General features: G+C 53.5%; 20 protein-coding genes. 11 read left to right on the top strand and 9 right to left on the bottom strand.

Annotated elements, in window-relative coordinates; translation table 11 throughout:
• Positions 1-23: 23 nt before the first annotated feature.
• Together MHH82_RS19435 and MHH82_RS19430 are read right to left on the bottom strand one after the other, a co-directional pair.
• A complete protein-coding gene (locus MHH82_RS19435) occupies positions 24-1253 on the bottom strand; it encodes an aminopeptidase (RefSeq protein WP_036661236.1) in 1230 nt (409 codons plus the stop codon).
• A gap of 39 nt (positions 1254-1292) precedes the next feature.
• Positions 1293-1676 (bottom strand): MerR family transcriptional regulator, encoded by a 384-nt coding sequence (locus MHH82_RS19430; RefSeq protein ID WP_009591074.1) that lies wholly within the window; start codon positions 1674-1676, stop codon positions 1293-1295.
• A 207-nt stretch (positions 1677-1883) separates the two neighbouring features.
• On the opposite strand from MHH82_RS19430, the gene MHH82_RS19425 reads away from it, so the two are divergent.
• Entirely contained in the window at positions 1884-3476 is a 1593-nt protein-coding gene (locus MHH82_RS19425; protein ID WP_285857317.1) for an MDR family MFS transporter, read from the top strand.
• 74 nt (positions 3477-3550) lie between these two features.
• Here MHH82_RS19425 and MHH82_RS19420 read toward each other — a convergent pair whose 3' ends face one another.
• The 3 genes from MHH82_RS19420 to MHH82_RS19410 all read right to left on the bottom strand — a co-directional run bounded on the left by MHH82_RS19420 (position 3551) and on the right by MHH82_RS19410 (position 6688).
• The gene (locus tag MHH82_RS19420; protein WP_009591051.1) at positions 3551-4372 is read right to left on the bottom strand and encodes a carbohydrate ABC transporter permease; all 822 of its coding nucleotides are present in this window, start codon (positions 4370-4372) and stop codon (positions 3551-3553) included.
• Between the two features lie 17 nt (positions 4373-4389).
• Positions 4390-5349 (bottom strand): carbohydrate ABC transporter permease, encoded by a 960-nt coding sequence (locus MHH82_RS19415; protein WP_340967500.1) that lies wholly within the window; start codon positions 5347-5349, stop codon positions 4390-4392.
• An 82-nt stretch (positions 5350-5431) separates the two neighbouring features.
• Complete coding sequence (locus MHH82_RS19410; RefSeq protein WP_251496992.1) at positions 5432-6688, bottom strand: extracellular solute-binding protein; 1257 nt, start codon at positions 6686-6688, stop codon at positions 5432-5434.
• Positions 6689-7168: 480 nt separating this feature from the next.
• Between MHH82_RS19410 and MHH82_RS19405 the strand changes: the two genes are divergently transcribed.
• From MHH82_RS19405 to MHH82_RS19380, 6 genes are all read left to right on the top strand, one after another.
• Positions 7169-7900 carry a metallophosphoesterase family protein gene (locus MHH82_RS19405; RefSeq protein WP_036661230.1) on the top strand — a complete coding sequence of 244 codons (732 nt, stop codon included), beginning with the start codon at positions 7169-7171 and terminating at the stop codon, positions 7898-7900.
• Between the two features lie 311 nt (positions 7901-8211).
• On the top strand, positions 8212-9642 hold the full coding sequence (locus tag MHH82_RS19400) for an SWIM zinc finger family protein (RefSeq protein WP_036661229.1): 1431 nt from the start codon (positions 8212-8214) through the stop codon (positions 9640-9642).
• 27 nt (positions 9643-9669) lie between these two features.
• Positions 9670-11526: a HEAT repeat domain-containing protein gene (locus tag MHH82_RS19395; protein ID WP_340967496.1), complete on the top strand. Its 1857-nt coding sequence runs from the start codon at positions 9670-9672 to the stop codon at positions 11524-11526.
• Positions 11527-11544: 18 nt separating this feature from the next.
• The gene (locus MHH82_RS19390; protein ID WP_009591055.1) at positions 11545-12648 is read left to right on the top strand and encodes an ATP-binding protein; all 1104 of its coding nucleotides are present in this window, start codon (positions 11545-11547) and stop codon (positions 12646-12648) included.
• A complete protein-coding gene (locus MHH82_RS19385) occupies positions 12645-14999 on the top strand; it encodes a DUF5682 family protein (protein ID WP_251496982.1) in 2355 nt (784 codons plus the stop codon). The genes MHH82_RS19390 and MHH82_RS19385 overlap by 4 nt, the downstream gene beginning before the upstream one ends.
• Positions 15000-15002: 3 nt before the next feature.
• Positions 15003-16214 (top strand): VWA domain-containing protein, encoded by a 1212-nt coding sequence (locus tag MHH82_RS19380; RefSeq protein ID WP_251496979.1) that lies wholly within the window; start codon positions 15003-15005, stop codon positions 16212-16214.
• 122 nt (positions 16215-16336) lie between these two features.
• Here the strand turns inward: MHH82_RS19380 and MHH82_RS19375 are convergent, their stop codons facing one another.
• Positions 16337-16513 (bottom strand): hypothetical protein, encoded by a 177-nt coding sequence (locus tag MHH82_RS19375; RefSeq protein WP_186326461.1) that lies wholly within the window; start codon positions 16511-16513, stop codon positions 16337-16339.
• A gap of 239 nt (positions 16514-16752) precedes the next feature.
• Between MHH82_RS19375 and pxpB the strand changes: the two genes are divergently transcribed.
• The 4 genes from pxpB to MHH82_RS19355 all read left to right on the top strand — a co-directional run bounded on the left by pxpB (position 16753) and on the right by MHH82_RS19355 (position 19948).
• Positions 16753-17472 carry a 5-oxoprolinase subunit PxpB gene (gene pxpB, locus MHH82_RS19370; protein ID WP_145037874.1) on the top strand — a complete coding sequence of 240 codons (720 nt, stop codon included), beginning with the start codon at positions 16753-16755 and terminating at the stop codon, positions 17470-17472.
• Positions 17469-18476, top strand: coding sequence for a 5-oxoprolinase subunit C family protein (locus MHH82_RS19365; RefSeq protein ID WP_145037876.1), 1008 nt, complete (start codon positions 17469-17471; stop codon positions 18474-18476). The genes pxpB and MHH82_RS19365 overlap by 4 nt, the downstream gene beginning before the upstream one ends.
• A 7-nt stretch (positions 18477-18483) precedes the next feature.
• Positions 18484-19245, top strand: a complete 762-nt coding sequence (locus MHH82_RS19360) for a LamB/YcsF family protein (RefSeq protein WP_340967488.1) — start codon at positions 18484-18486, stop codon at positions 19243-19245.
• 64 nt (positions 19246-19309) lie between these two features.
• The gene (locus MHH82_RS19355) at positions 19310-19948 is read left to right on the top strand and encodes a pyroglutamyl-peptidase I (protein ID WP_145037880.1); all 639 of its coding nucleotides are present in this window, start codon (positions 19310-19312) and stop codon (positions 19946-19948) included.
• A 168-nt stretch (positions 19949-20116) separates the two neighbouring features.
• Here the strand turns inward: MHH82_RS19355 and MHH82_RS19350 are convergent, their stop codons facing one another.
• From MHH82_RS19350 to MHH82_RS19340, 3 genes are all read right to left on the bottom strand, one after another.
• Positions 20117-20518, bottom strand: a complete 402-nt coding sequence (locus MHH82_RS19350) for an immunity 7 family protein (protein ID WP_009591043.1) — start codon at positions 20516-20518, stop codon at positions 20117-20119.
• Between the two features lie 19 nt (positions 20519-20537).
• Positions 20538-22676, bottom strand: coding sequence for a restriction endonuclease fold toxin (locus tag MHH82_RS19345; RefSeq protein WP_340967483.1), 2139 nt, complete (start codon positions 22674-22676; stop codon positions 20538-20540).
• A gap of 178 nt (positions 22677-22854) precedes the next feature.
• Positions 22855-23988, bottom strand: coding sequence for a phosphodiester glycosidase family protein (locus tag MHH82_RS19340; RefSeq protein ID WP_340967481.1), 1134 nt, complete (start codon positions 23986-23988; stop codon positions 22855-22857).
• Positions 23989-24193 lie beyond the last annotated feature (205 nt).

Genomic DNA, 24193 nt, shown 5'->3' with positions numbered 1-24193 from the left:
GCCCCAATTTACCCAAACGAACTTTAGACCCACCGTCCACCGCGGAATACGGGTTCAATCGTACCGTCCGCCAGCACGCCGTCAATGTCCAGTTCAGCGGAACCGATCATGAAATCGACATGCGTCAGACTGACATTGGCTCCGCGAGCCAGCAGTTCTTCCTTGCTCATCTTGGTGCCGCCTTCGATATTCACGGGATAGGCGCTTCCCAGCGCAAAGTGGCAGGAGGCGTTCTCATCGATGCCGGTGTTATAGAAGACGCGGTTTAGTTGCGAGATCGGCGAATCATGCGGCACAAGTGCCATCTCTCCAAGATACGAGGCGCCCTCGTCCGTTTCCAGCAGCGTCGTGAGATGCTCCCGTCCGGATTCGGCTTCATATGCAACAACCTTACCGTCCTTGAACGTGAGCTTTATGCCTTCCACCAGGCGGCCGTTCAGATTCAGCGGAAGGGTACTGGATACGGTCCCGTTCACGCCCGTGCGATGAGGCATCGTATAGATTTCTTCGGTGGGCATATTCGCTACGAAATACACCCCGGCCTCATTCTCGTCACCGCCGCCGAGCCAGAGATAACCTTCCGGCATGTCGACGCGCAGATCCGTTCCCGGCGCACGATAGTGGAAACTCTTGTAGCGTTTGGCATTCATGTGGTTCTGGCGCAGCTTCAGTCCGGCGATATGATCCCGCCACGCGGCTACCGGATCTTCGCTGCCTACCCGATTCATCAGGAATACGGCATCCCACATCGCTTGGATGCGCTCTTCTTCGGGGAGGTCCGGGAATACTTTATTGGCCCAGGCTCGGGTAGGCGCCTTAATCAGCGACCAGCTGATCTTATTGTTGCGGACGTATACCTGATATTTTTCGTTAGCCACGGCAGCAGCCTTAACGGCTGTAGATACTTTTACCGAATCAATGCCGCGGAACAGTTCGGGATCCGGAACCTTAATGCGCAGAATGGCTCCTCCGCCTTCAGCGAGCTGCTGCATGGCGTCGGCCTGCCATTGCGGATAATAATGGAAGGAATCTTCCGGTGCCTTCTCATAGCGGATTCGGGTGATTTTTTCGTCTTCCCAGTCGACTTGCACATATTTGGCGCCTGCATCATATGCTTTGGCCACGATGCGGCGTGTCAGCTCTACGGTCTCAATTGGGGCATTGATGATCAGCACTTGGCCCGGTTGAACGTTTACGCCTACCTTAACGACCAGCTCCGCGTATTTCTCCAGATTTTTCTCGAAATTGTCCATATGTAGATATCCTCCATTTCAGATGTACACTTCATTCTATCACGTTGCGGAGGGTTGCTGCTGACTCTTCTTTTTGCCAAGGGTCCGGGAGATTTGCCTTTCCAGCAGGTGTTTCAATTCATGGAGCGCTGCAATCTGACTGTCCACGCTGCTTAATTTGTCCTCATAAAAGGAAAGCATTTCTTCGCAATATTCATAATCGTCCGGCGAAGCGACTTCACCGCGAAACAATACGCGAATTTGATCCGTGGTCAAGCCCAGCTTTAAGTACAATTGGATCATTTTGACCCGTTCGATGGCGGACGCGTTAAAATGGCGGTAATCATTATCGAGTCTGTCGGCTTCCAGCAGGCCTTTTTGTTCATAATGCCGGATCGAGCGTGCGCTGACCTGGCTGCGCTGCGATAATTCACTGATCTTCATATCACTTGACCTCCTTGGCATGAGCTAAGATAAACCGATTATACGCTACCCCGCATGCGAACATAAAGCCATTAGGCTGCTTGAATAAGAGCGTTTGATAAAAAATAACGGAATCGGGGACAAAAGTGTGACAGTCACCTGTCATACTTTTCGAATTACAATGACTGCAGTACTAAGGAAACCTACTTAGAAGGAGTGTATGAGAACTTGAAGACACAAACAGCCAACAGAAACAAACTGCCCATCGTGCTTGCCGGCCTGCTGCTCGGCATCTTGATGGCCTCCATGGACAATACGATCGTAGCAACCGCCATGGGAAACATCGTCGGGGAGCTCGGAGGACTTGATCATTTCGTATGGGTGACCTCCGCGTATATGGTTGCCGAGCTTGCGGGGATGCCGATCTTCGGCAAACTGTCCGATATGTATGGACGCAAAAAATTCTTTGTGTTCGGGATGATTGTATTCATGCTGGGCTCCGTGCTGTGCGGTACGGCAAGCTCCATCACGGAGCTGGCGCTGTATCGGGCCGTGCAAGGCGTAGGGGGCGGAGCCCTCATCCCGATCGCTTTCGCGATCATGTTCGACACCGTGCCGCTGGAGAAGCGCGGAAAGCTCACCGGTTTGTTCGGAGCCGTCTTTGGATTATCCAGCATTTTCGGGCCGCTCGCAGGCGCTTATATTACGGATCATATTACCTGGCAATGGATATTCTATATTAATTTGCCGATCGGCATCGTGGCCTTCCTGATGGTGACGATATTCTATAAGGAATCGCATGAACGTTCCAAACAGCCGATCGATTGGAAGGGAGCAACCACGCTCCTTGCGGGCGTGATCTGTTTCATGTTCGCGCTTGAGCTTGGAGGGAAGCAATGGGCATGGGATTCCTGGGTCATCCTGGCTTTGTTTGGCGCTGCCGCCGTCATGCTTGTGCTCTTCGTGCTTGCCGAGAGAAGGGCGGAGGAGCCGATCATCTCGTTTCATTTATTCAAGAATAAACTCTATACCTCAAGCGTGCTGTGCGGCTTGTTTAGCGGAGGATCCTTCATCGTGGCTTCCGTTTACATTCCGATCTTCATTCAAGGCGTGCTCGGCGGAAGCGCCACGAACTCGGGGCTGGTCCTGCTGCCGATGATGGTGGGCTCGGTCGTCACGGCGACGGTCAGCGGTTTTCTGATGAGTAAAATCTCGTATCGCAGCATCATGATCCCGACGCTGATCCTGTTTACGGGAGGGATGGTGCTCGCTTCGACGTTAACTGCGGAATCCAGCAGGTTCATCGTTACCTTGTACATGGTTCTGATCGGGCTTGGCATCGGCGGATCGTTCTCCGTGCTGGGAACGGCGGTCATGCATGGCTTATCCTATAAACAGCGCGGGATGGCGAGCTCGACCTTCAACTTCACGCGGTCGCTTGGAATGACCATTGGCATTACGGTGTTCGGGTTGATCCAGAGCCGATCCTTCACCGGTTCCTTAACATCGGGATCGGACGTGATGAACACCGGTGGGCTTCCTGAAGGATTCGATCTTAAGGATCCTCACATCTTATTGGCACCGGAGACGAGATCATGGATTCCGTCCGACCTGCTCAAGCCGATCTCGGACACGCTCGCTTCCTCCATCGCGGCTACGTTTGCCTGGGCTATCGTTCCTGCAGCGTTAGCGCTTCTGGCAGCAACTTTAATGGGACGCAAAAAGCTGGATGAAACGGCAGAATTGAAAAGGGAGGAGACAGCCGATTCAGCAGAAGAGACAGGAACGAAAGAAAATGAACAGCTGGTCATGGTGCCGTAGCGCGTAAGTCATGGACCGGAATATAGAAAGGAGCTGCCTGCCAGGCATAACACCTGGAGGCAGCTCCTTTGCCGTTAACTCTTAATCGCGCCTGCGGCGATATCGGAAATGAATTGCTTGCTGATGAACAAGAACATGACGATCAGCGGGATGACCGCGAGCAGCGTGCCGGCAATGACCATCGAATAGTCGGTGGTATATATTCCGTTTAATGATGATAACGCAACCTGCAAGGTGAACTTGTTCTCATCATTTAGAATGATGAGCGGCCACAGATAGTCGTTCCATACCCCGATGAACGTGAAGGCGGCCAAGAACGATAAAGCGGGCCGCAGAATCGGCAGCGATATGTTCCAATAGAGGCGGAAGAAACCGCAGCCGTCGATTTTACCGGCATCGAGAAGCTCCGAAGGCACCGATTCTTGTGCATATTGCCTGATCCAGAAGATTCCGAAAGCGTTGACCATTCCCGGAATGATCAGCGCCTTGTAGGTGCCCACCCATCCGAATTCTGCCATAATGACAAACGAAGGCACCAAGGATAATTGTGCGGGCGCCATCATGGTGGCAAGCAGCAGGACAAACAGCCATTTTTTGCCCGGGAACTGGAATTTGGCGAACGTGAATCCGGCCAGGGAATCGAAGAATAAGACCAGCAGCGTACAAGCGGAAGCGACGAACAGGGTATTCCAGAAGGCGCCGAAGAAGTCGATGCTGCTCAGCACCCTCGACACGTTATCCAGCAAGTGCGGACCGAACCATAGTTTCGGAGGAAAGCTGTAGATATCCGAAGTGGTGCGCGTCGCCATCACAAGCAGCCAGTAGAAGGGAAAGATGGATAAAATCAGTCCGGCGATCAACCCGATGTGCAGCAGAATGGATTTCCATTTGAACATACGATTCACCCCCATTTTCAGTCATTGGAAGGACTGCCCTGCACCATTTTCCAGTTCACGATGGAAAAGAGGGCGATTAGCAGGAACATGCCCCAGCCGACGGCAGCGCCATATCCGAAATAGTTGTTCACGAAGGCTTCGCGGTACAGGTAGAGGACGATGGTCATCCCGCCGCCGCTTACGCCGCCGTCATTGCCGACCAGCACTTGCGGCTCGGTGAAGATCTGCATGCCGCCGATGGTTGACGTAATGACCGTAAAGAGAATGATGGGCCTTAGATTGGGAATGGTGATTCTGAAAAAGGATTGAATGCCGGTGGCTCCGTCGATCTTGGCTGCCTCGTACAGAACCGTCGGGATGCTCTGCAGCCCGGCAAGATAGATGATGGCGTTATATCCCGCCCATCTCCATATAACCATGACCGAAATGGCTAACTGAATGCCCCACGTCGTATTCAACCATTCGACGGAGTTGAGGCCGAGCAAGGACAACATATAGTTGAGGAGACCGTAGTTGTTCGAGAAGACCGTGCCGAACACGATGGCAACCGCAACAAGCGAGGTGACGTTGGGCAGGAAATAACCGATGCGAAAGAAGGTGCGGAATCGGACGAACGATGCATTTAGCAGGAAAGCCACGATAAGCGCGATGAAGAGCATCGGTATCGTGGAGTAAATCCAGATCAGCAGTGTATTGCCGACGGCTCTCCAAAATTCCGGATCGGTCAGCATGAATTGATAGTTATTGAGACCGTTATAGGTCATCTCGCCGATGCCGTCCCATTTTTGAAAGGACAGGAACATGGAAAAGGCGATCGGAAACAGCCCGAAGATGGCAAATAGAATGTAAAAAGGGGATATCGCCAAATATTCTTTGCGGTGCTTCCAGATCTGTGCAGACAGTCGGTCTTGGGATTTCGGATGCTTGGGAACAGGCTTCTGTTCCACGGGCGTGCGATTCAGCATTGGATTATCCATCGTACTGTACCTCCTGTAGCGGTTGGTATTTAAGTACTCCTAACAATCGAAAAAGCCATATATCGCAAAACAAGAACCATGGTCAGCGCAGCAGCTCTTTTTTGACCCTGGCCAGCGCGTCAGCCCAGGCTTTATCGGGATTTTTGCCCTGGAGGGCAACCGAGGACAGCTCTCGATTGACAATGCCGTTGACATTCGCGAACTTCCCGCCGAAATAAGCCGGCTTGACGTTTCGTGCAGATTCCGAGAACACCTCGCCGGTCGCCTGATTTCCGAAAAATTCCTCGGGTTCCTTCATGACGGGTGCATCCAGCGCGTCCTTGGCGGATGGGAAGAGGTTGATCTTCTTAAAGGACTGAACCTGATTTTCCGGGTTCTGAATGTATTTCATAACGTCAAATGCTTCCTGCGGATATTTGCTCGTCTTCATAATGGCAAGGAAGGAACCGCCGTTGTTGCCGTCACCGCCAGGTGCACGGGCTACCCTCCATTTTCCGGTGGTCTCCGGCGCCGCCTGCATGAGTATTTCCTTCATCCAGACCGCACCGACAAAGGAAGCGACCCGCCCGTTGTTCATGGCGGCATTCCACTCTGAGGAAGAAGTGTTGACGTTGGCGCTCAGCTTCATTTGGGAGGCCTTTACCGCCGTATCCCAGGCCGTTTTCATCGAAGATTCCGCGGACTCGCCGATGAACGTTCCATCCTCGGCAAAATAGATGCGATCGGATTGGGCATTGATTTGGGTATAAATGTTCGTGATGTTATCGAGCATTTTCACTTTTTGATCAAAATGCTCCTGCAGCTTCTGTCCCGCCTCGAAATATTGATCCCAGGTGCCGAGCTGCTCGTGGACATCTTCCGGTTCGGTCGGAAGTCCGGCTTCCTCGAACAAATCCGCTCTGTAGTATAAAGCCGTTGGCCCCGTATCGATCGGCAAGGCGATCATGGCGCCTTCCGGCGTAACGCCGAGCTTCCATTTCCAATCCAGGAAATCCGGTTCGATTTCTTTGGCGCCAAGCTCATACAGATCGTAGAAGCGATCCGAACTCGTGAACAGCTCCGCCACCCAGTCGTTAAATGCGACGATGTCCGGCCCTCCGGAGCCGGCGGCCAGCGTTGTTTTTAATTTCGATTTGAAGTCGCCTCCGATTTTTTGCGCGTCGATGCGGATACCCGGAAACTCCTTTTCAACAGACTTAATCAGCTCATCGTCCAGGCTTCGGTTCCAATACCAAAGTGTAAGCGTTTTCGTTTTTTCGGTTGAAGCATTTCCCGTACAACCGCTGATGATCAAGACAAGAATCAGTAACCCTAAGCTAACCATCCTGCGTGTATTCACTATCGTCAGCCTCCTAACGTGGTGAAGTCGGTGATGCTTAAATCTTATTCAGTTACCTAGCTTGCGTGAGTAAAAATATATGATTACCTTAATACAATAGACTAAAAATTAAAACATCCAAAATAAGGATTTGGCACGTTCCGGCGTATAATTGCCTCCTTCCAATGCACGTTATGTACTGCCGATGTAGTTGAAACACGCATCGCGTGCCCGAACGCTTCCGGACGGCAATGCATGGAACGGCATAACCTCCTTCCTGTGACTTTCTTATAGAATAGCTTCAAACTATTTTCATTATAAGTTAATATTGTATGGAAAATGAAGTGCTGGATTGGTAAATCCAAAGACCTGATTTTGGGGCACGGCGTGAATCGCTGAACGGGTTCATCCCTGGCTAAAAAGAGACATAGGATGAATATACGGAAGCAACTCCGCCATAACCATAGCAAACCGAAATAAACAAAGTTTGGAGGCCGGCTGATGGCGCAATTTGCATTAATCTCCGACATACACGGAAATATCCCTGCACTGGAGGCAGTTCTTAGGGATATCCAACGCCGCGGAATAGAAACCATCTATTGCCTGGGCGACTTGATCGGCAAGGGCCCGCACGGCGATGTGGCGGTGGATATGGTACGAACCCATTGCCAGCAGGTCATTAAGGGGAATTGGGACGACTTTATTGGCAATGAGACCGATGATCCGTCGCTGCTATGGCATCAGCATAGACTCGGAAGCGAGAGGCTGCAATATCTTGCCGGCCTCCCTTATGTCATAGAATTCATGATGAGCGGTAAATGGGTCCGGCTGTTTCATGCTTCGCCGCGAAGCGTGTACGAACGGATCCAGCCCTGGGATGACCAGGAGAAGCGGGCTACCTTGTTTCACAGCTCCCCGCTGTGCGGCAGCCCGAGAATCGCGGACGTCGCCGGTTACGGCGATATCCATAATGCCTATCACCAGCATCTGGACGGGAGAACGCTGTTTAATACCGGCAGCGTCGGCAATCCACTTGAAATGCCCGAGGCGTCTTACGTCGTTCTGGAGGGAGTCTATGGAAGCGAAGATCCCGCGCCGTTAAACATTCAATGCATCCGTGTGCCGTATCCGATCGAACAAGCCGTGCAGGATGCGTTGGAGTCCGGCATGCCCCACCCTGAATCGTATATTCTCGAGATTCGAACAGGGCGGTATCAAGCGCGAAAAGACTAACGGCATCGGAGACAAAAGGGATAAGCGAACGCCGCAGGCGATCTTTAAGTCCGCATTGCGCGTGTTCGTCTACTCCTGGGTGATAGCAAATTTCGAAGAACCGGCTTAGCCGGCTCTTTTTTATTTTAACGGCAGCATAGTATAACAATATGTTCCATTTAAGGAGGAGGATGACGGAATAAATAGGAATGGGTGTTCTTAAATAGGTCTTTAGAAGGGTAGGGAGCAGGGCGAAGATTCGATATGATTAAACGTAATGGATATTATTGCTGTTTTCTGAACGCAGCGATTTGATTTAGGAGGGTATGAGTTTGGTTGAGATTACAGAGACATGGATCGATTCGCAGGCGCCGAATAGCGCGGCCATTAAGAACGGGCAAGGTCTAGTAAAAAAAGGACGATTCCTCAAGCTGCATCATTCCGAGGATCAAGCCGTGTTGTTCGGCACCTGTGCCGGCAGCGGAAGTTCCGATTACCAGCCGTCCGCCGATTTTGCGGTGCCGGATAAGCCGGTCATGCGGTGCACCTGCCCGAGCCGGCAGTTTCCGTGCAAACATGTGCTTGGACTGCTATATGCTTATGCGGGCGGAGCGTCGTTCACCCCCGCCGAGGTGCCGGAGGATTTGGCCGCCAAGCGGGAGAAGGCGGAGAAGCGGGAAGAGCGCAAGCTCAAAGAAGCAGCCGAAGGAGCAGCACCCAAACCGAAGAAGGTTAACAAATCGGCGTTAAAAAAGAAACTCCATGCCCAGCTAGAAGGCCTGGACGTACTGGAAAAGCTTATACACTCGTTGATCCGGAACGGTCTCGGGACATTGGACAAAAAAGAACATAAGCGGATCCAGGAGCATGTGAAGCAGATGGGCAATTATTACTTATCGGGTGCTCAGACGGAACTCCGCCGCCTGGCGCTGGTTCTGTCATCCGAAGACCAGGAGAAAGCTTATACATATGCGGTGGGGCAGCTTGCCGTCATGAACGCAATGATCAAGAAGGGCAGACAGTACCTGACCACAAAACTTGAGGATCCGGATATGAGGCTGGACCACGAGTCGACGATAGAGGAATGGCTGGGGCATGCATGGCAGCTGACCGAGCTGCAAAGCTATGGGTTAGTGAGCGAAGGAGCGGAGCTGGTACAGCTTTCTTTTCTGAGTTATGCCGACGATGCGCGGCTGGAGCATGTGGATACCGGGTACTGGATCCAGAAGGACAGCGGCGAAATTCACCGAACGATCCAGTACCGTCCTTACAAAGCCGCCAAGCTGATGCGGGAAGAAGACAGCTTCTTTGATAAAGCCCATGTCCCTGTACTGTATCGCTACCCGGGTGATATGAACCGGCGTGTTCGCTTTGAAGAAATGACCTCAAGTCCGGTAACGGAAGAGGATCTGGAATGGATTCGCAACCATGCGGCGGGTTCTTATGCTGAAGCCGTTAAAAAGGTGAAGAACCAGCTCAAGAATCCGCTTAGCGACAGCAACCCCGTCATGCTGCTGCATGTATCCGGGATCGGCCGGAACGCTGAAGGGCAATATGCCATTACGGATGAATCCGGGCAGTCGATCGGGCTGGCCGATGTGTATATGGAACCAACCGTGCCGATGCTGCGGTATTTGCCGGAGGAGAAGCTGAGCGGCGTATCCATGCTGGTTATGTTTGAGCACAACCTTGCGACGGGCCGTCTCTGGGCACAGCCGCTAAGCATCATTACGACGAACGAAATCATCCGGCTATTGTACTAAGCAGGGTAACGAAGGAGGAAAGCGAACATGAGTACGGCATTACTGCAGGAGCTTAACCAAGAGGTTAGGCGTTTATATATCGCCGGCAGCGAGCTCGCGGCAGGCGATTTCCGCCTGAAGCGGCTGCTGCCGCAGTTTCAACAGCTGGGAGAACGCGCTCCCGTGTTCAAACGATTGGGCGAAGGAATCCTTGCCTTGATCGAGCCGGATTCCAAGAAGGAAAACCAGTCCGCACAGCTGCTTCAGGATTTAAACCAGCTGCTGAGCTCCGTGCTGCATACGCAAGGAACGACAGCACCCGAGGGAGAACTGTTTCAGGCAGACCATCATCCGGTTTCGCTGTCATCCCATTTATCCTACCGCAAGCTTTCAGCAGTACAGACCGCCCTGACCACGACGGGCAGCGGCCGTTACGAGATCATAGAAGAAGCGTGGAAGGAAGGGGTGTTCCGGGATTTCCGCCTGGTATACCTTGCAATCGAAGCGTTGAATGACCCATACGTCGAGATTGGCGAGCTTGCGGCCAATGAGATACTGCCGGCATACGGCCCGGAAATCGTTCCGTTTCTGATGGAAAGCTTTAATCCGGCTGGCGGAAGGCCGGAATCACGCAAGCTGAAGGTGATGGCGGCAACAGGCGGGAAGGAAGCGCTGGAGCTGATCCGCCAAGCGGCCGAGATCGGCAGCGACGAGGTACGGTGCATGGCCATCAAACTGCTTGCGCGGTACGAAGAGTTTGAAGCGGATCTGATGGAATGGAGCAGGAGCAAAAAGAAGGTCATTCGCGAAGCGGCCTATGGCGCGCTGGCCGAGAACGGTTCCGATCAAGCCGTGGAGCGGTTGTATGAAGCCGCTCAAGGAAAAGACAAAGAGTTGGTGAATCCTGCCTTAGGCAGATGCCGTTCCGCCCTGTTGACGGATTGGCTTGTACGAGACTTGTCGGCCGAGCTTCAATCGGCTTCCGAATCCCTGGACGACAAGCAAAAGCTGGAGGAGAGCTGGATCAAGGTGAAACGCTGCTTGTGGGCCCTGCACGGCAAACAAAATCCGGAGCTCGAAGAGCTGTACCGGAACGTGCTTCAGCAGTATGCCTTATACATCAAGTCTTTGGGCTGGACCTATCTGATGAATGAAGCGGTCATCTACATGAATCGCGTGGATTCCGGGGAAGCCAGGGAACTGCTGCGCCAAAATGCGGAGAATGATATAGAGCAATATAGACACAGCGGCTCTTATGTCCGCGAGGTCTTCCAAAAAGCCGCGCGCGTGCTCCCGCCTGACCGCGTATATGAGCAATACAAGGACGTTCTGTTACAAGGCTTCGCCTCGTCCCCGCTCAGCAACGCGGCCAAGGAGCGGAAAAAGCTTTTGGATACCCTATCAGATCTGGTAATCCGCAGGCAGTATAAGCTTTATGAGGAAGTAATGCCGTTTGCGGGCAAGGAGAGCTACACGTATTACGTGGAGATGCTCCCGCAAGAGCAGCTGCTGGCGAGCTGGGATGACAGATGGCTGGAGCTGTTGATCGAGCAGGATGAGCTGGCGCTGGTCAGCGCGTTCGCCCGCCGGGGACATCGGGAAGCCGAATCGTATTTGCTGGCAAAGCTGCAGAATTCGCCGGAATTCCGCAACCGGTTTGCCAATCTGATTATTATGGGTCTTGTTCGTACCGGCATAAAGGATGAAGAGCTGTTTGAAGCTGTTGTGGCCGCTCTTGAGGATAAGCGCAATCAGGACTGCTACATGATTGAGCCTTTTATATTCTCGCAGCTGTGCCGGTTGCCTGCCGATTATCATGACCGCGTCCATGCGGTGCTGGGCAACTACAAAGACAACGCCGAGGATCAGCTTCGATATATCCTTCGCAAGATGAAAGAACAATAAATATTAAGGAGTGGAACCATGGGAGCAGGTCAAGAGCAATTGGAAGATATCATGCGCCAGCCCGCGGAAATACTGTTTCGTCATGAGCTGGAAGCGCTGCGCAAGGAGGATACCGGGAAAATTCCTGCCGGATGGCAGATGTCCCCTCAATCCGTACTCAAATTCATCGTTGGCGGCAAGGCCGGCAAGACGGAAATCACGCCTAAATATATCGGAAACCAACGACTCATCGAGATGGCGGTCGCTACCCTGGTAACCGACCGCGCCCTGTTATTGATCGGGGAACCGGGTACAGCCAAATCCTGGCTGTCCGAAAATCTGGCGGCAGCAATCTATGGAAATTCCGGATTGGTCGTACAGGGCACGGCTGGAACAAGCGAAGAACACGTGCGGTATTCCTGGAACTACGCCATGCTGCTTGCCCAAGGCCCTACCCCCGAAGCGCTGGTGCAGAGCCCGATCATGCGGGCGATGGAAGCGGGCGGGATCGCCCGGTTCGAAGAGATTTCCCGCTGCGCCTCGGAGGTACAGGATGCCCTCATCTCCATTTTGTCCGAAAAGACGATATCAGTGCCTGAACTCGGAAAAGAAATGAATGCCCGAAAAGGCTTCTCGATTATCGCTACAGCGAATACAAGAGACCGTGGGGTCAATGAGATGTCGACCGCGCTGAAGCGCCGTTTCAACATCATCGTGCTTCCGGCTCCTGCGGATCTGGAAACCGAAATCGAAATCGTGAAGAAACGGGTGTCGGAGATTGCTTCCTCTTACGATCTTCAGGCTGCTGCTCCTGCAGATGAAGCACTGCTTAAGGTAGTTACCATCTTTCGCGAGCTGCGCAGCGGCATGACCCTGGATAAAAAGGAAAAAGTGAAGTCTCCTGCCGGGGTAATCTCGACGGCTGAAGCGATTTCGCTCCTGACCAACAGCATGGCGCTGGCAGCCAGCTTTGGCAGCGGGGAGCTCACCGACGAGGATTTGGCAGCAGGACTTCAAGGCGCGATCGTGAAGGATGATGATAAGGACCGGCTCGTGTGGAAGGAATATCTCGACAACGTGATGAAAAAGCGCGGTGCCGAGTGGCGGGGCTTATATCAAGCATGTAAGGAGATAAACAAGTGAATGCCGCCGGCATCCATGTTTTTGGCGTTCGGCATTTGTCACCCGCCGGTGCGAAGCATTTAGTAGATTTTCTAGATGAGATTGATCCCACCGCCGTCCTCATTGAAGGACCGTCTGACGCAAGCGGGGAAATCCGGCATCTGGCCCATGCCACGACAAAGCCGCCGGTTGCCATATTGGCATTTACCGAAGAAGTGCCGGTACAAACCGTACTTTGGCCTTTTGCGGTATATTCTCCGGAATATCAGGCGATGAAATGGGCGCAGAAGCACGGAGCCTACGCCGCATTTATCGATCTGCCGTCGTCCTCTGCCGTATGCCTTCAGGAGCTCCGCCGCAGCCCGGTAGGCGGTTCTGGCGGGGAAGAGTCCGAAGCCGGGAAGCCGGGAAGCGTTTCAGGTGCAGCAGAGCCGTCGAATGATAACCTGCCGGCCGGAAAATCCGTATATGAGCGGATAGCCGAGCTTGCTGGCGAATACGATTACGATATGTACTGGGAGCGGAGTTATGAACATAATTTAAACGCGGGGTCTTACCGGCAATCCATAACGGCTTTTTCCGGGCATATGCGAGAACTTTCGGAGGAGAGAGAACGGCTTGAGGATACAGTGGAGTACGCCTACAATGCCGTCCGGGAGTCTTACATGCGCCGTCAGATTGTTGAAGCGATTGCGGCGGGGCATGAGCCCGAACGCATTGTAGTCGTCTGCGGGGCATACCATGCCCCTGCCCTTAGCGATCTGTCTAACCCGATGAGCGACGAGGAATTAACTCAGCTGCCTTCCCGGGCAACCAAACTGACCCTGATGCCATACTCTTACTATAAACTGTCGTCTATTTCCGGCTATGGCGCAGGAAATGCGGCTCCCCATTATTTTGAAATGATGTGGGAACGGATGCTGAAGGGCGCGCTAACGGAATTGCCGCATCAGTATTTATCCTTGGTGGCGGGCTCGATGAGAAAGAAAGGGACCCACCGGTCAACGGCAGAAGTGATCGAAGCCGTCCGGCTGGCGGAGTCGCTCGCCGCGCTCCATGGGGGCGGCATCCCCACCTTGCGGGATTTGCGGGATGCGGCCCAGACGCTGCTTGGGCGTGGTGAGCTTGCCGTCGTGGCAGAGGAGCTTGCCCGAACGGATATCGGCACGGCGATCGGCGAGCTGGCCGAAGGCGTCAGCCAGACGCCGATCCAGGACGACCTGAACCGCCAGCTCAAAAGGTTGAAGCTGGAGAAATATAAATCGGTTGTGGCCAACGATGTAAATCTGGATTTGCGCGAAAACCGCAGGGTTGCTTCGAAAGAATCCGCCTATCTGGATTTGAACCGTTCCTTCTTGTTTCACCGCTTGAAGCTGCTGGGGATTGACTTCGTCAGCGCGAGGCCGAGCGGGCAGGAGCAGGCGGCGTGGGCGGAGCACTGGGTTGTGAAATGGACGCCTGAGGTTGAAATCCAGGTCGTGGAGTCCACGCTGCTGGGAGAGACGGTAGAAGTAGCTGCGGCTTATATGCTCCAACAGAAGCTGGCGGACTGCAGCTCGATTGCCGAAGCCTCTTCGCTTATCCGAATCGCCTATGAGTGCGGGATGATTCACCAGATGGAAGCAGGCAGGCAGACCCTGCAGAAGCTGGCTGTGGACAGCCGTGATGTCGTACAGATTGCGGCCGCTTCCCGGTCGTTATCCGTGATGATCCGTTATGGCGGGGTCCGGCGAATGGATACGGAGCCGTTAGTGCCGCTGCTTCAGCAGCTGTTTATGCGCGCTTGCTTGTTCCTGCTTGATGGCAGCCAGTGCAGCGATGAGGTGTCCGGCTCGATGATCACCGCTATGAATGAGCTGAACAGCGTTGCGATGGAGCATGCCGAGCAGGTAGACGAGGAACTTTGGCTGCAAGAGCTTCGGCATTTGTCGGAAAGGGATGACCTCAATGCCCGTCTGTCGGGGTATGCCTGCGCGGTCTTAATGGAGCGGAACGCGATTTCCGCGCAGCAGTGCGCCGAAGAAGTTTCGCGCAGACTCTCCCCCGGCATTCCGGCCGATTTGGGGGCGGGATGGTTCGAGGGCTTATCGATGCGGAACCGTTATGCCCTGCTATCACGGTTAAGCTTGTGGGAGCAGCTGAATGAATACATCCTGTCCCTGGATGATGAAGAGTTCGCGCGCGCCCTTGTTTTTCTGCGCAGGGCGTTCAGCAGCTTCTCGCCCAAGGAAAAGACGATGATAGCCGAGCTGCTTGGCGAACTTTGGGGCGTGAACGCAGAGCAGGCCGCCGAGATTTTGACCGGTGACTTGAAGGAGGAAGAAGCGAAAATGCTGGACGAATTGAATGATTTTGATTTTGAGGATTTTTAGGCTATGAGCAGTATGCAAGAATCCAACCAAGTATCGCGATGGCGGCTCATTCTGGGCCAGTCGGCAGAGCCTCAGCTAGCGGGCTTCAGCCCCGACGGGAGCATTCAGCTGTCGGAAGAAGAACGCATCATGGACCGCGCGCTTGCTGCAATATACGATAATACGGACGGCGGGACGGATGCAGGCGGCGCGCCCTCGGGACAGCGGGGAGCCGGACAGGGGAAGTCGGCCCCTCGGCTTGCCCAGTGGCTGGGTGACGTCCGCTCCTTTTTCCCGGAAGACGTGGTGTCCATCATCCAGAATGATGCCATGGAACGAAAAGGATGGAAGCAGCTGCTTTTTGAGCCCGAGGTGCTGGCTACGGTCAAGCCGGATATACAGCTGGTCGGCACGCTGCTGTCCCTAAAGGGGAAAATCCCCGAGAAAACGAAGGATACGGCACGCCAGCTGGTGAAGGCGGTTGTGGATGAGCTGGTTCAGCGCCTTCACGAGGATATCCGCCGGGCGGTGACCGGGGCCTTGAACCGCAGGCAGCATACGCCGCTCCCTTCCCTCAGCGGGATCGACTGGAAGCGGACGATACAGCGCAATCTGAAAAACTATGATGCGGACCGCAAACAGATCGTGCCGGAGCGTTTTTACTATTTTGACAGAGCCAAACGGAGCAAAGAATGGACCGTCATCGTGGATATCGACCAAAGCGGTTCCATGGCGGAATCCGTGATCTGGGCTTCGGTTGTAGGATCCATATTTGCCAGCATTCCCTCGCTGGACACCCGCGTGGTGGTTTTCGATACGGAAGTCGTTGATCTGACCGAACAGTGTGCCCATGACCCGGTGGATATGCTGTTCGGGATCCAGCTCGGCGGCGGGACGGATATTCATAAATCGGTCGCTTATTGCGAGCAGTTTATCGAGGAGCCGAAAAAGACGCTGTTCATCATCATTTCAGACCTGTATGAAGGCGGCAATCAGGCCGGACTGATCCGCCGCATGCGCGAATTGCGGGAAGCGGGGGTCAAGACGATGTGTCTTCTCGCTTTATCCGACGAGGGTAAACCCTTTTATGACGAGCAGGTAGCCAAACAGCTGTCCCGGGACGGCACCCCTTGCTTCGCATGCACCCCTGCGCTTCTTCCGCAGCTGGTGGAGGGCGCCCTCAAAGGGCAGGATTTGGCGGAGCTCGCGAAACGGATTGGCACCAAAGGGATATAAACGATGATCCTAGGCAGGGTGGTTTAATCCTCAAATCCGGTTCGCTTGTTAGATGACCGACTAAAAAGACCTCACCGTGATCCCGTAAACAACAGATCATCGATGAGGTCTTCTGCATGTTATTATGATTGGTTTTCGGTGTTTTGACTCGCGCTAGGCTGCTGCTGTTCAAACACCTCGGCTGCTTCTTCGGCAGAGAACTCGGTGTCAAATTCACCTGGAACCGGCATTTTGTTCAATTTCGTAGTCTGGACTTCCGCTTTTGTCGGTTCGTTGCTGTTACGGTTTTGTTCGCTCATAGTGGCACCTCCTTATGCTAGTACGACTTCTGTATTTTGCCAAGGATGCCTAAATTTTATGCAAAAAGGGCAGCAACAGCATCCAGCGGCATGTTCGGCACGGAGCTGCCCGTTTCTCATGATTCATCGATGATAATAGAATTTCGTATTCAAAGAATGCCTGTTTCTCTGCTATCATAGGGATAGTCCTTTCAGGATAGACGGAGATCAGGCAGTACATACAGAACGGAGGATGTACGATGAGCAAGTCCTATACGTTCTACCCCCTTGGGGATTCGGCCGTCCTCATTCAATTTGCGGACTTCGTGAGCGAGAGGGTGCATCGTCAGGTCACAGACATGACGAGGCGATTGGAACGGGAGCCATTTATGGGCTGGATCGAATGTATCCCGTCGTTTACGAGCATCGCGGTTTACTACGATTTTGATAAGATCGAAAAGCCTGCCGGATTCGATACGGTATTTGCATATGTATGCTCGATGCTGGAACAGCGGATGGAGGCGAACACGGCAGACGAGAACCGGACGCCTTACGAGGTTGTCGATATTCCGGTTTGTTACGGAGGCGAATATGGACCGGATCTGGACGAGGTTGCCCGGAAGAATGATCTGTCGCCCATGGATGTCGTCAAGATTCATTCCGGGCAGGATTACTTGATCTACGCCATCGGTTTCGCCCCCGGGTTTCCGTATGTCGGAGGAATCCCGGAACAAATCGCAACCCCTAGGAGAAAGACGCCCAGGCTGCAAATACCGGCCGGTTCCGTTGGAATTGCCGGGACGCAAACCGGCATCTATCCGATCGAAACGCCGGGCGGCTGGCAGATTATCGGCCGGACGCCGCTGGCTTTGTTTCGTCCCGGCGCCGAGCCGCCAACGCTGTTGAAGAGCGGCCAATATATCCGGTTCCGGCCGATTCAAGCCGAGGAATACGAACGGTTAAGGGAAGTGAGCCTATGAGTTTGACCGTCATCAAGCCGGGTCTGCTTGTGACTCTTCAGGACATAGGGAGACAGGGCTACGGCAGATACGGCATCATTACGGCTGGAGCCATGGACGGCTATGCCTATCGGCTTGCCAATCGACTTGTCGGCAATGAGGGTGAACATGCCGTTCTGGAGATCACATGGTCAGGATTGGCCGTTGAATTTCACGACGATCGTTGGATTGCCTTAACAGGCGGGGATTTATCGCCGCTAATCGATGGCGTAAAGGTGCCCATGTGGCGCCCGGTGCTGATCAAAGCGGGCCGTGTGCTGAGCTTTCAACAGCCGGCAGCGGGGTGCCGCGCTTACATGTCCGTATCCGGTGGATTTGATGTCCCGCCGGTCATGGGCAGCCGCAGCACGTATTTAAGGGCCGGTATCGGCGGATATGAGGGAAGAGCGCTCATGCAGGGGGATACGCTGCATGCTCATCCTTCCCGGCTTCCTGTGAACTTGTCTACACGATACCTTCATGTTGATGATTGCGGCGGCTTTTTCACCGTGAAATGGTCTGTTTCTGCTCCAGGGTATGACTTCACCGGGCAAGATGCGGTGGTACGCGTGCTGTACGGACGTCAATTCGACGATTTTGACGACGACAGCAAGCAGGCGCTGTTCCGGGAACGGTTCACCGTCACCCCGCAATCGGACCGTATGGGCTACCGATTGTCCGGTCCGCCGCTGACATTAAGGCAAGCGAAGGAATACGTATCCGAGCCGGTTGCTCCGGGAACGGTACAGGTTCCCTCCGATGGCCAACCGATTATTCTGATGGCGGATCGGCAGACGCTTGGCGGCTATCCCAAAATCGCGCAGGTTGCTTCGGTCGATATTCCGCTGATCGCCCAGCTGCCGCCAGGCGGCAGCATCCGGTTTGCGGAAATTTCCTTGGCGGAAGCGGAACGGTTATACGCGGCCCGCGCTCGGGAGCTTCGAATGATGGAAGCGATGATCAAGCATAAATTAAAGGAGTGGTGATTTCGCCATGGTTCGAGTGGACCTGAACTGCGATATGGGAGAAAGCTACGGAGCTTACAAGCTGGGCAACGATAAGGAGCTTCTTCGAAGCATCACCTCGGCTAACATCGCTTGCGGGTTCCATGCAGGCGATCCGGCCGTCATGCGGGCAACGGTGCGCCAGGCGGTCCAGAGCGGCGCCGCCGTCGGCGCGCATCCGGGCTTGCCCGATTTGGCCGGTTTCGGAAGAAGAAGGATGGACATTACGCCCGTTGAGGCTTATGACATGGTTACCTATCAGGTGGGGGCCTTGATGGCTTTTGCGATACAGGAAGGAGCCGGGCTTCAGCATGTAAAGCCGCATGGAGCCCTTTATAACATGGCAGCAGCCTCCAGGCCCCTGGCAGACGCGATTGCCTTCGCCATCAAACAAATCGATCCGACCCTCATTCTGTTTGGATTGGCAGGCAGCGAGCTGATCGCGGCAGGGGAAGCAGCAGGGCTTCGAACAGCCAGTGAAGTGTTTGCGGATCGCACGTACCAGGACGACGGCTCCCTCACGCCGAGGAATCGGCCGGATGCCGTCATCACCGATCCCGAAGCTTCCGTCGCGCAGGTGGTGAGGATGGTTAAGGATAACGTGGTGGTATCCTTGACCGGCAAGCTGATCCCGATAACAGCGGACACCGTTTGCATACATGGAGACGGTGCGCACGCATCGCTATTCGCCACCACCTTGCGATCCCGGCTTGAAGCCGAGGGCGTCAACGTACAAGCGATCCAATCGTAATGATCAGTAAAATATTTACGAATGACCCAGGCAGCTTACATAACGAGTACAGGAGATATGCCATATGCTAAAAATATTAATTTCAGGCTTTGAGCCCTTTGGCGGGAGTTCCGTCAATCCTACGGAGAGACTGGTTGAGGAGATCCGGCAAGAGGACTTTCCTGGCGCCGAGATCCGGACGCTGCTTCTTCCCGTGCATTACGACGAATGCGCGGACATTCTGCTGCAGGAGATGAAGGCATGCGAACCCGATGCGGTCATCGCTTGCGGTGTGGCGGGGGGACGGACCGCCATTATGCCGGAACGGATTGCAATTAACATCAAGGACATACCGCCGGAATCGACGATGACGGATAACCGGGGTGCACGGCCCCAAGACGAGCCTATAGACGTTGACGGACCGGACGGATTATTCTCAACCCTTCCGATCCGTTTGATGGTCGACCGGCTGAAGGAAGCAGGGATACCGGCAGCGGTATCCAATACAGCCGGAACGTATATTTGCAACAATACGATGTATGCGATTCTGAATGAAATCCGGCGCGAGCAACGGCCTGCTATTGCCGGCTTCGTGCATTTTCCGGCTTCGACGGAGATGGCCGTGGAGAAGCCGTCCCTGCCGACCCTATCGCATGAAACGATGCTGAATGGCCTACGGATCATCGTTCAATCAACGATCGATGAATTGAATGGACGTGCTTAAGCCTTTTTGAAAGCTCGTTCGCCAAGTGTTACAACGAACCAGACCATATTCAGATAAACCATAAATCCCGCACCTCCTCTTCCATGGAAACATGGCATGAAGGGATGCGGGATTTTTTAAGACAACGAAACGCATAGATTCGAAGCAAGGACCCTACGGATATCGTCGTTAGTCGACTTCATCTTCGATCACCGGCACGCAAGGAGAGAGGAACGCGTCGCGCTGCTCCTGTAATTGTCCGCGTGCCAGCACTTGAACACGGAACTCGTTATCATAGCCTTCCAAGTTCTCATCGTCCCGGGTGTACAGCAAACCGTATGAACCGGGAGCAATCTCGCCGATCAATTGGTACAACGCTACAATCTCGGCAGCTTCGGCTCCCTTGCGGTTGGTAAACCCGCCGACATGAAGATAATACGAGCCGTTGGCCGCATTTAAGGATAACAAGCCGCTGCCCCATGCGAATTCGGTAATTTTAAGCTGTATTTTCTGAATGATCATATCGAGCTGCCCGGCATCCGCTTCCGCAGGACTCTCTTGAATGGTAGCCCAGCCGTGAAATTCATACATGAATGCTCACTCCTTGTCGTTATAATGGATCGGTATCAATGTGGACTTCTATTCCATATCTTTGGCTGTATTCATGCAGTTTGTCAATAACCGATTGGGCAGGCTCCCCTTCAAAATGATAATAGACCTTTCTGCCGGTTTGCTCGGCAGCTTCGAAGGTCGCTTTCATTTGATCGCGTACCTTTTTGTTCACCTGCTGGAGGGCAGGCTTGGTCTGAGCGACGTATTCATCGCTAATTGCGTCGAATTCCCGGCCGATGGGATCGGAATCAAACTTCATCCTCGATTCTCCGCCGAGCCGCTCCGCCAGCGCATCGGCCGCTGCGTCCGGCTTGTTGACCTTCTGCAGCTCTCCGGAATATCTCGGTACCTCTTGAGGGGTGTCGTTTGATTCGTCCGGCTTATCTTCATCCGGCTTATTTTCATCGGGCTTATCGTTATCCGGTTTATCTTGATTCGGTTTGTCTTCGTCCGGCTTAGCATTCTCATGTTCATCATCAGGCTTCCGCGGGTTATCTCCTGGTTGTTCATGGGGTCCATCCGGCTCATCGCGCGTCTTCGAGCCGAACTTTTCGGTGAGCGAGTCCAACCACTTTCTTGCCCGCGGGCCCAGTTTATTGGACAACCACGAGAGACCTTTGCCGACCGGGATCCGGCTGAGGATCACGGCTAACACGGCAGCGGCCGCATTTTGAGGAGAAAGCAGCTTCTTCGGATCGCGGATGTATCCAGCGATTTCGTGTCCCCCTGCCGCAATGCCGGCACCTGTCATGGCAATGCCGAGTGCAGGCCAGAAGCTGACAAACAGCAGGGACAGGGCAAAGGCGCCCAGTATGATTCCCGCTTGTTCCCAGCCGCTAAGGCGATCCCACCAATTTTGGAGGGAGTCGAACAGGCACGCAAAACAGGAAGAGTCCGCTGCCGTCATGAAATCGCCAACGCTGGATAGGATCCCGGCAGCTAGCATGAGGATTCCGATGGCTCCCAGAGCGGCTGAATACGTTCTTACATTGTCCTGAACCTGATCCCTTTGGCCCGCGGCTTCGAGATTGCCGTACAGCAGCGAGTATCCGAGTTCGCGCCGTTGGCGGTAGAAACCGAACAAGTAGCCCAGGCGTTTCCGGTCCGTAAACAAAGCCCGCGTCATCTGCCAAAACTCCGTTATCGGGTTGATGAGGGCTTCCCCTTTAAGCACAGGCAGTCGGTCACGTATTCGGTGCAGGTCCCAGTAGTCGATGAACAAGCCGATAACAAGCAGGGTCAGGAAGAATCCTTCGGTTCGGTAGCCCTCCCCGGTCCACTCATGAAGGGTAAGTATCCAATCCGGCAGCCGATTCTGGCCATTCCAGGCTGCGTGATTCAGGACAGCCCAGAGCAGCAGGATCGCCGGAAAAGCATAGGCCCAACGAGTGAGGCGTTTGGAGAAACGAAAAGCGAGGCCGATGCCGAGCGCGATCATGGCACTATGTACAGGATGCGTAACATTCATCATGGTAGGAATAAAGCTTTCCTCGAAGTAGCCGGGAAACCAATCGAAGAACTCCCAATGCAGCGTTTTGCCGCCAAGAAAAGAAACTCCGTAATTGCTTTGGACCAGCCGTCTAGACAGCTCCTCCATAAATTGAAAGCCAATGCCGGGAGCAGCGCCCAATAATACGTAATCGCCGAGGCTCAATGAAGTGGCTCTTCTTGAAAAAAACAAATATACTGCCAGCGGCAGCAGCTTGTAAATTTCCTCGATGATGGGGGTCATGACGGCAAATGACCATGTGTCGGTCGTCCGTCCTCCGAATATCATATGCAGACCCTGCATGGTCCCGTTGGTCAAGGGAATGACCAAGAGAACGCCCGAGAGAACAAATAAGCTGACCTGCTTCCAGGCGACCGTTTTGCTCCGGCTTAACAGCCAAAATTGCAGCAGCACGTAGAAGGACCATAAATATTGAACAAGCATGGTACGCGATTCTTCGATCAGAACCAGACTTACAACGAGCACCGCCAAGGAAATCCAGGAAAACAAGTGATATACCTTGGAAAGGATAGGATATTTTCCGATCCATTCCCTCAAGACCCCGTATATCCGCTCCATGGTGTCCCTGACTCTCGTCCGAATACCCGCTATTGACGATGTAATGGAATTCACCCCCCGCTGAATCAACCACGAACTTCCCCATGGCTCCCGATAGACAGTTTGCTATATATTTACACAAATGGTCCTTATAGTGAAACATTTCTTTGATCAGCATATGCGGTTCGAGACGGAGGTAGTGCTGCTCATAAAATAAAACTCCTCTGGCGGCCGGCGGAAGATCCGGTTAACCAGAGGAGAGGGTTCATTATTTATATTTTACGACGATGGCATTGCTGATCTGACGGCCTGGCGTCGTTAAGTAAGAGCCGTTATAATACAATCCGCTGGAGGCCCCGCCATCTAGATTCATCGCTTGGTAGGCACCTGCCTGCTTCATGATTTCCGCCAGTTGGGGAATGGTAGCGCCGCCTGTCGTCAACAAAATCAGCTTGTGGTCCTTCGTGATGCCGAGCGCGCTTCGCGCCCCGCCGCCCGTCAGTATCTTCGGATCCTTGAATCCTTCCTTCTTGACGTCCAGCGTCATCTTGCCATTGGTCAACAGACGCGGACCCGCTTGAAGTGCTCCTTCCATACGGCCTGTTTCATATACGGATTTGAAGTCGAGTCCCGGCATCATCGTCGCCAGATTGTTGCTGTCATAGGTGAAGATCGTCCGGTTATCTCCCGAGGCCTTGTGAAAAATATTGCCTTTGCTGACCAAATAACCGTACGGTGCTTTGTACGCTCCCGAAGTATAGGCGTCAAAGAACGTCCCGTTGATGGCAACCACGGCATTGCTGCGCTTCGCTATGCTCCGCAAGTCTTCGACTTTGCCTGCTTTATTGCCAGCCAAAACAACGTCCAACTCCACCTTCGGATGGAGCAGCGAAACGGTGACAACCTGGGCGCTGAAGGAACGCGCTCCCACTTTAAATGTTTTTCTGGCCGACGTCACGGCCTTGGATGAACCGGTCATCATGTTCCCCGAAAGAACGGGGAGGGTGTTTGACACGCTGCCGTCCGTAATGTTCAGGGTGGATCTGTTATTGCTCCAGGACAGCTTAAGGCCAAGATGCTGGCTGACAAATTGCAGCGGTACATATGTGGAGCCGTTCTCGGAGAACGGGGCCGCTTTTGCTTGCAGCTTTTTGCCGTTTACATAAGCATTTCGACTGCCCAGGTATAGCGTGAGGACTGTATCGTCTCGTGTGATGTTGAGTTTCTTCTCTGCAGCTGTATAAGCTACCTTTACACCGTCATAGGTCTTGAGTACCCCGACCGAGATGAAGGACTGGCTGTTCTTGTCCACGTAGGCCAAATTTTTGGGGGCGGATGCGGCATAAAGCGGCGTGATGACCGTCAGCATGGCCAGTACAACGATTGCAATGATTCTTTTCATGTTTCCTCTCAAGCTCCTTTGTGTCTTTATCTGTAATGGGCGTAGTATTAGTGCCTATATTTTATCGGCTTGCAGGGACTATTTGTTTAGGACAAAAGTCCATGTTCATGGCATGGCGTTGTAAAAAAATTCCGATCACCCATTGACAAAGAAGCTCATCTCTTATATGGTTAATTACATAAGTAACTAACCAATTATGTAACGA

The sequence above is a fragment of the Bacillus sp. FSL K6-6540 genome (assembly GCF_038007545.1).
This window is presented reverse-complemented; position numbering and strand designations above follow the sequence as displayed.

Coding starts and splice junctions, on each gene's coding strand:
- MHH82_RS19435 (WP_036661236.1), bottom strand. CDS start 1,253: ATGGACAATTTCGAGAAAAATCTGGAGAAATACGCGGAGCTGGTCGTT.
- MHH82_RS19430 (WP_009591074.1), bottom strand. CDS start 1,676: ATGAAGATCAGTGAATTATCGCAGCGCAGCCAGGTCAGCGCACGCTCG.
- MHH82_RS19420 (WP_009591051.1), bottom strand. CDS start 4,372: ATGTTCAAATGGAAATCCATTCTGCTGCACATCGGGTTGATCGCCGGA.
- MHH82_RS19415 (WP_340967500.1), bottom strand. CDS start 5,349: ATGGATAATCCAATGCTGAATCGCACGCCCGTGGAACAGAAGCCTGTT.
- MHH82_RS19405 (WP_036661230.1), top strand. CDS start 7,169: ATGGCGCAATTTGCATTAATCTCCGACATACACGGAAATATCCCTGCA.
- MHH82_RS19395 (WP_340967496.1), top strand. CDS start 9,670: ATGAGTACGGCATTACTGCAGGAGCTTAACCAAGAGGTTAGGCGTTTA.
- MHH82_RS19390 (WP_009591055.1), top strand. CDS start 11,545: ATGGGAGCAGGTCAAGAGCAATTGGAAGATATCATGCGCCAGCCCGCG.
- MHH82_RS19380 (WP_251496979.1), top strand. CDS start 15,003: ATGAGCAGTATGCAAGAATCCAACCAAGTATCGCGATGGCGGCTCATT.
- MHH82_RS19375 (WP_186326461.1), bottom strand. CDS start 16,513: ATGAGCGAACAAAACCGTAACAGCAACGAACCGACAAAAGCGGAAGTC.
- pxpB (WP_145037874.1), top strand. CDS start 16,753: ATGAGCAAGTCCTATACGTTCTACCCCCTTGGGGATTCGGCCGTCCTC.
- MHH82_RS19365 (WP_145037876.1), top strand. CDS start 17,469: ATGAGTTTGACCGTCATCAAGCCGGGTCTGCTTGTGACTCTTCAGGAC.
- MHH82_RS19360 (WP_340967488.1), top strand. CDS start 18,484: ATGGTTCGAGTGGACCTGAACTGCGATATGGGAGAAAGCTACGGAGCT.
- MHH82_RS19355 (WP_145037880.1), top strand. CDS start 19,310: ATGCTAAAAATATTAATTTCAGGCTTTGAGCCCTTTGGCGGGAGTTCC.
- MHH82_RS19350 (WP_009591043.1), bottom strand. CDS start 20,518: ATGTATGAATTTCACGGCTGGGCTACCATTCAAGAGAGTCCTGCGGAA.
- MHH82_RS19340 (WP_340967481.1), bottom strand. CDS start 23,988: ATGAAAAGAATCATTGCAATCGTTGTACTGGCCATGCTGACGGTCATC.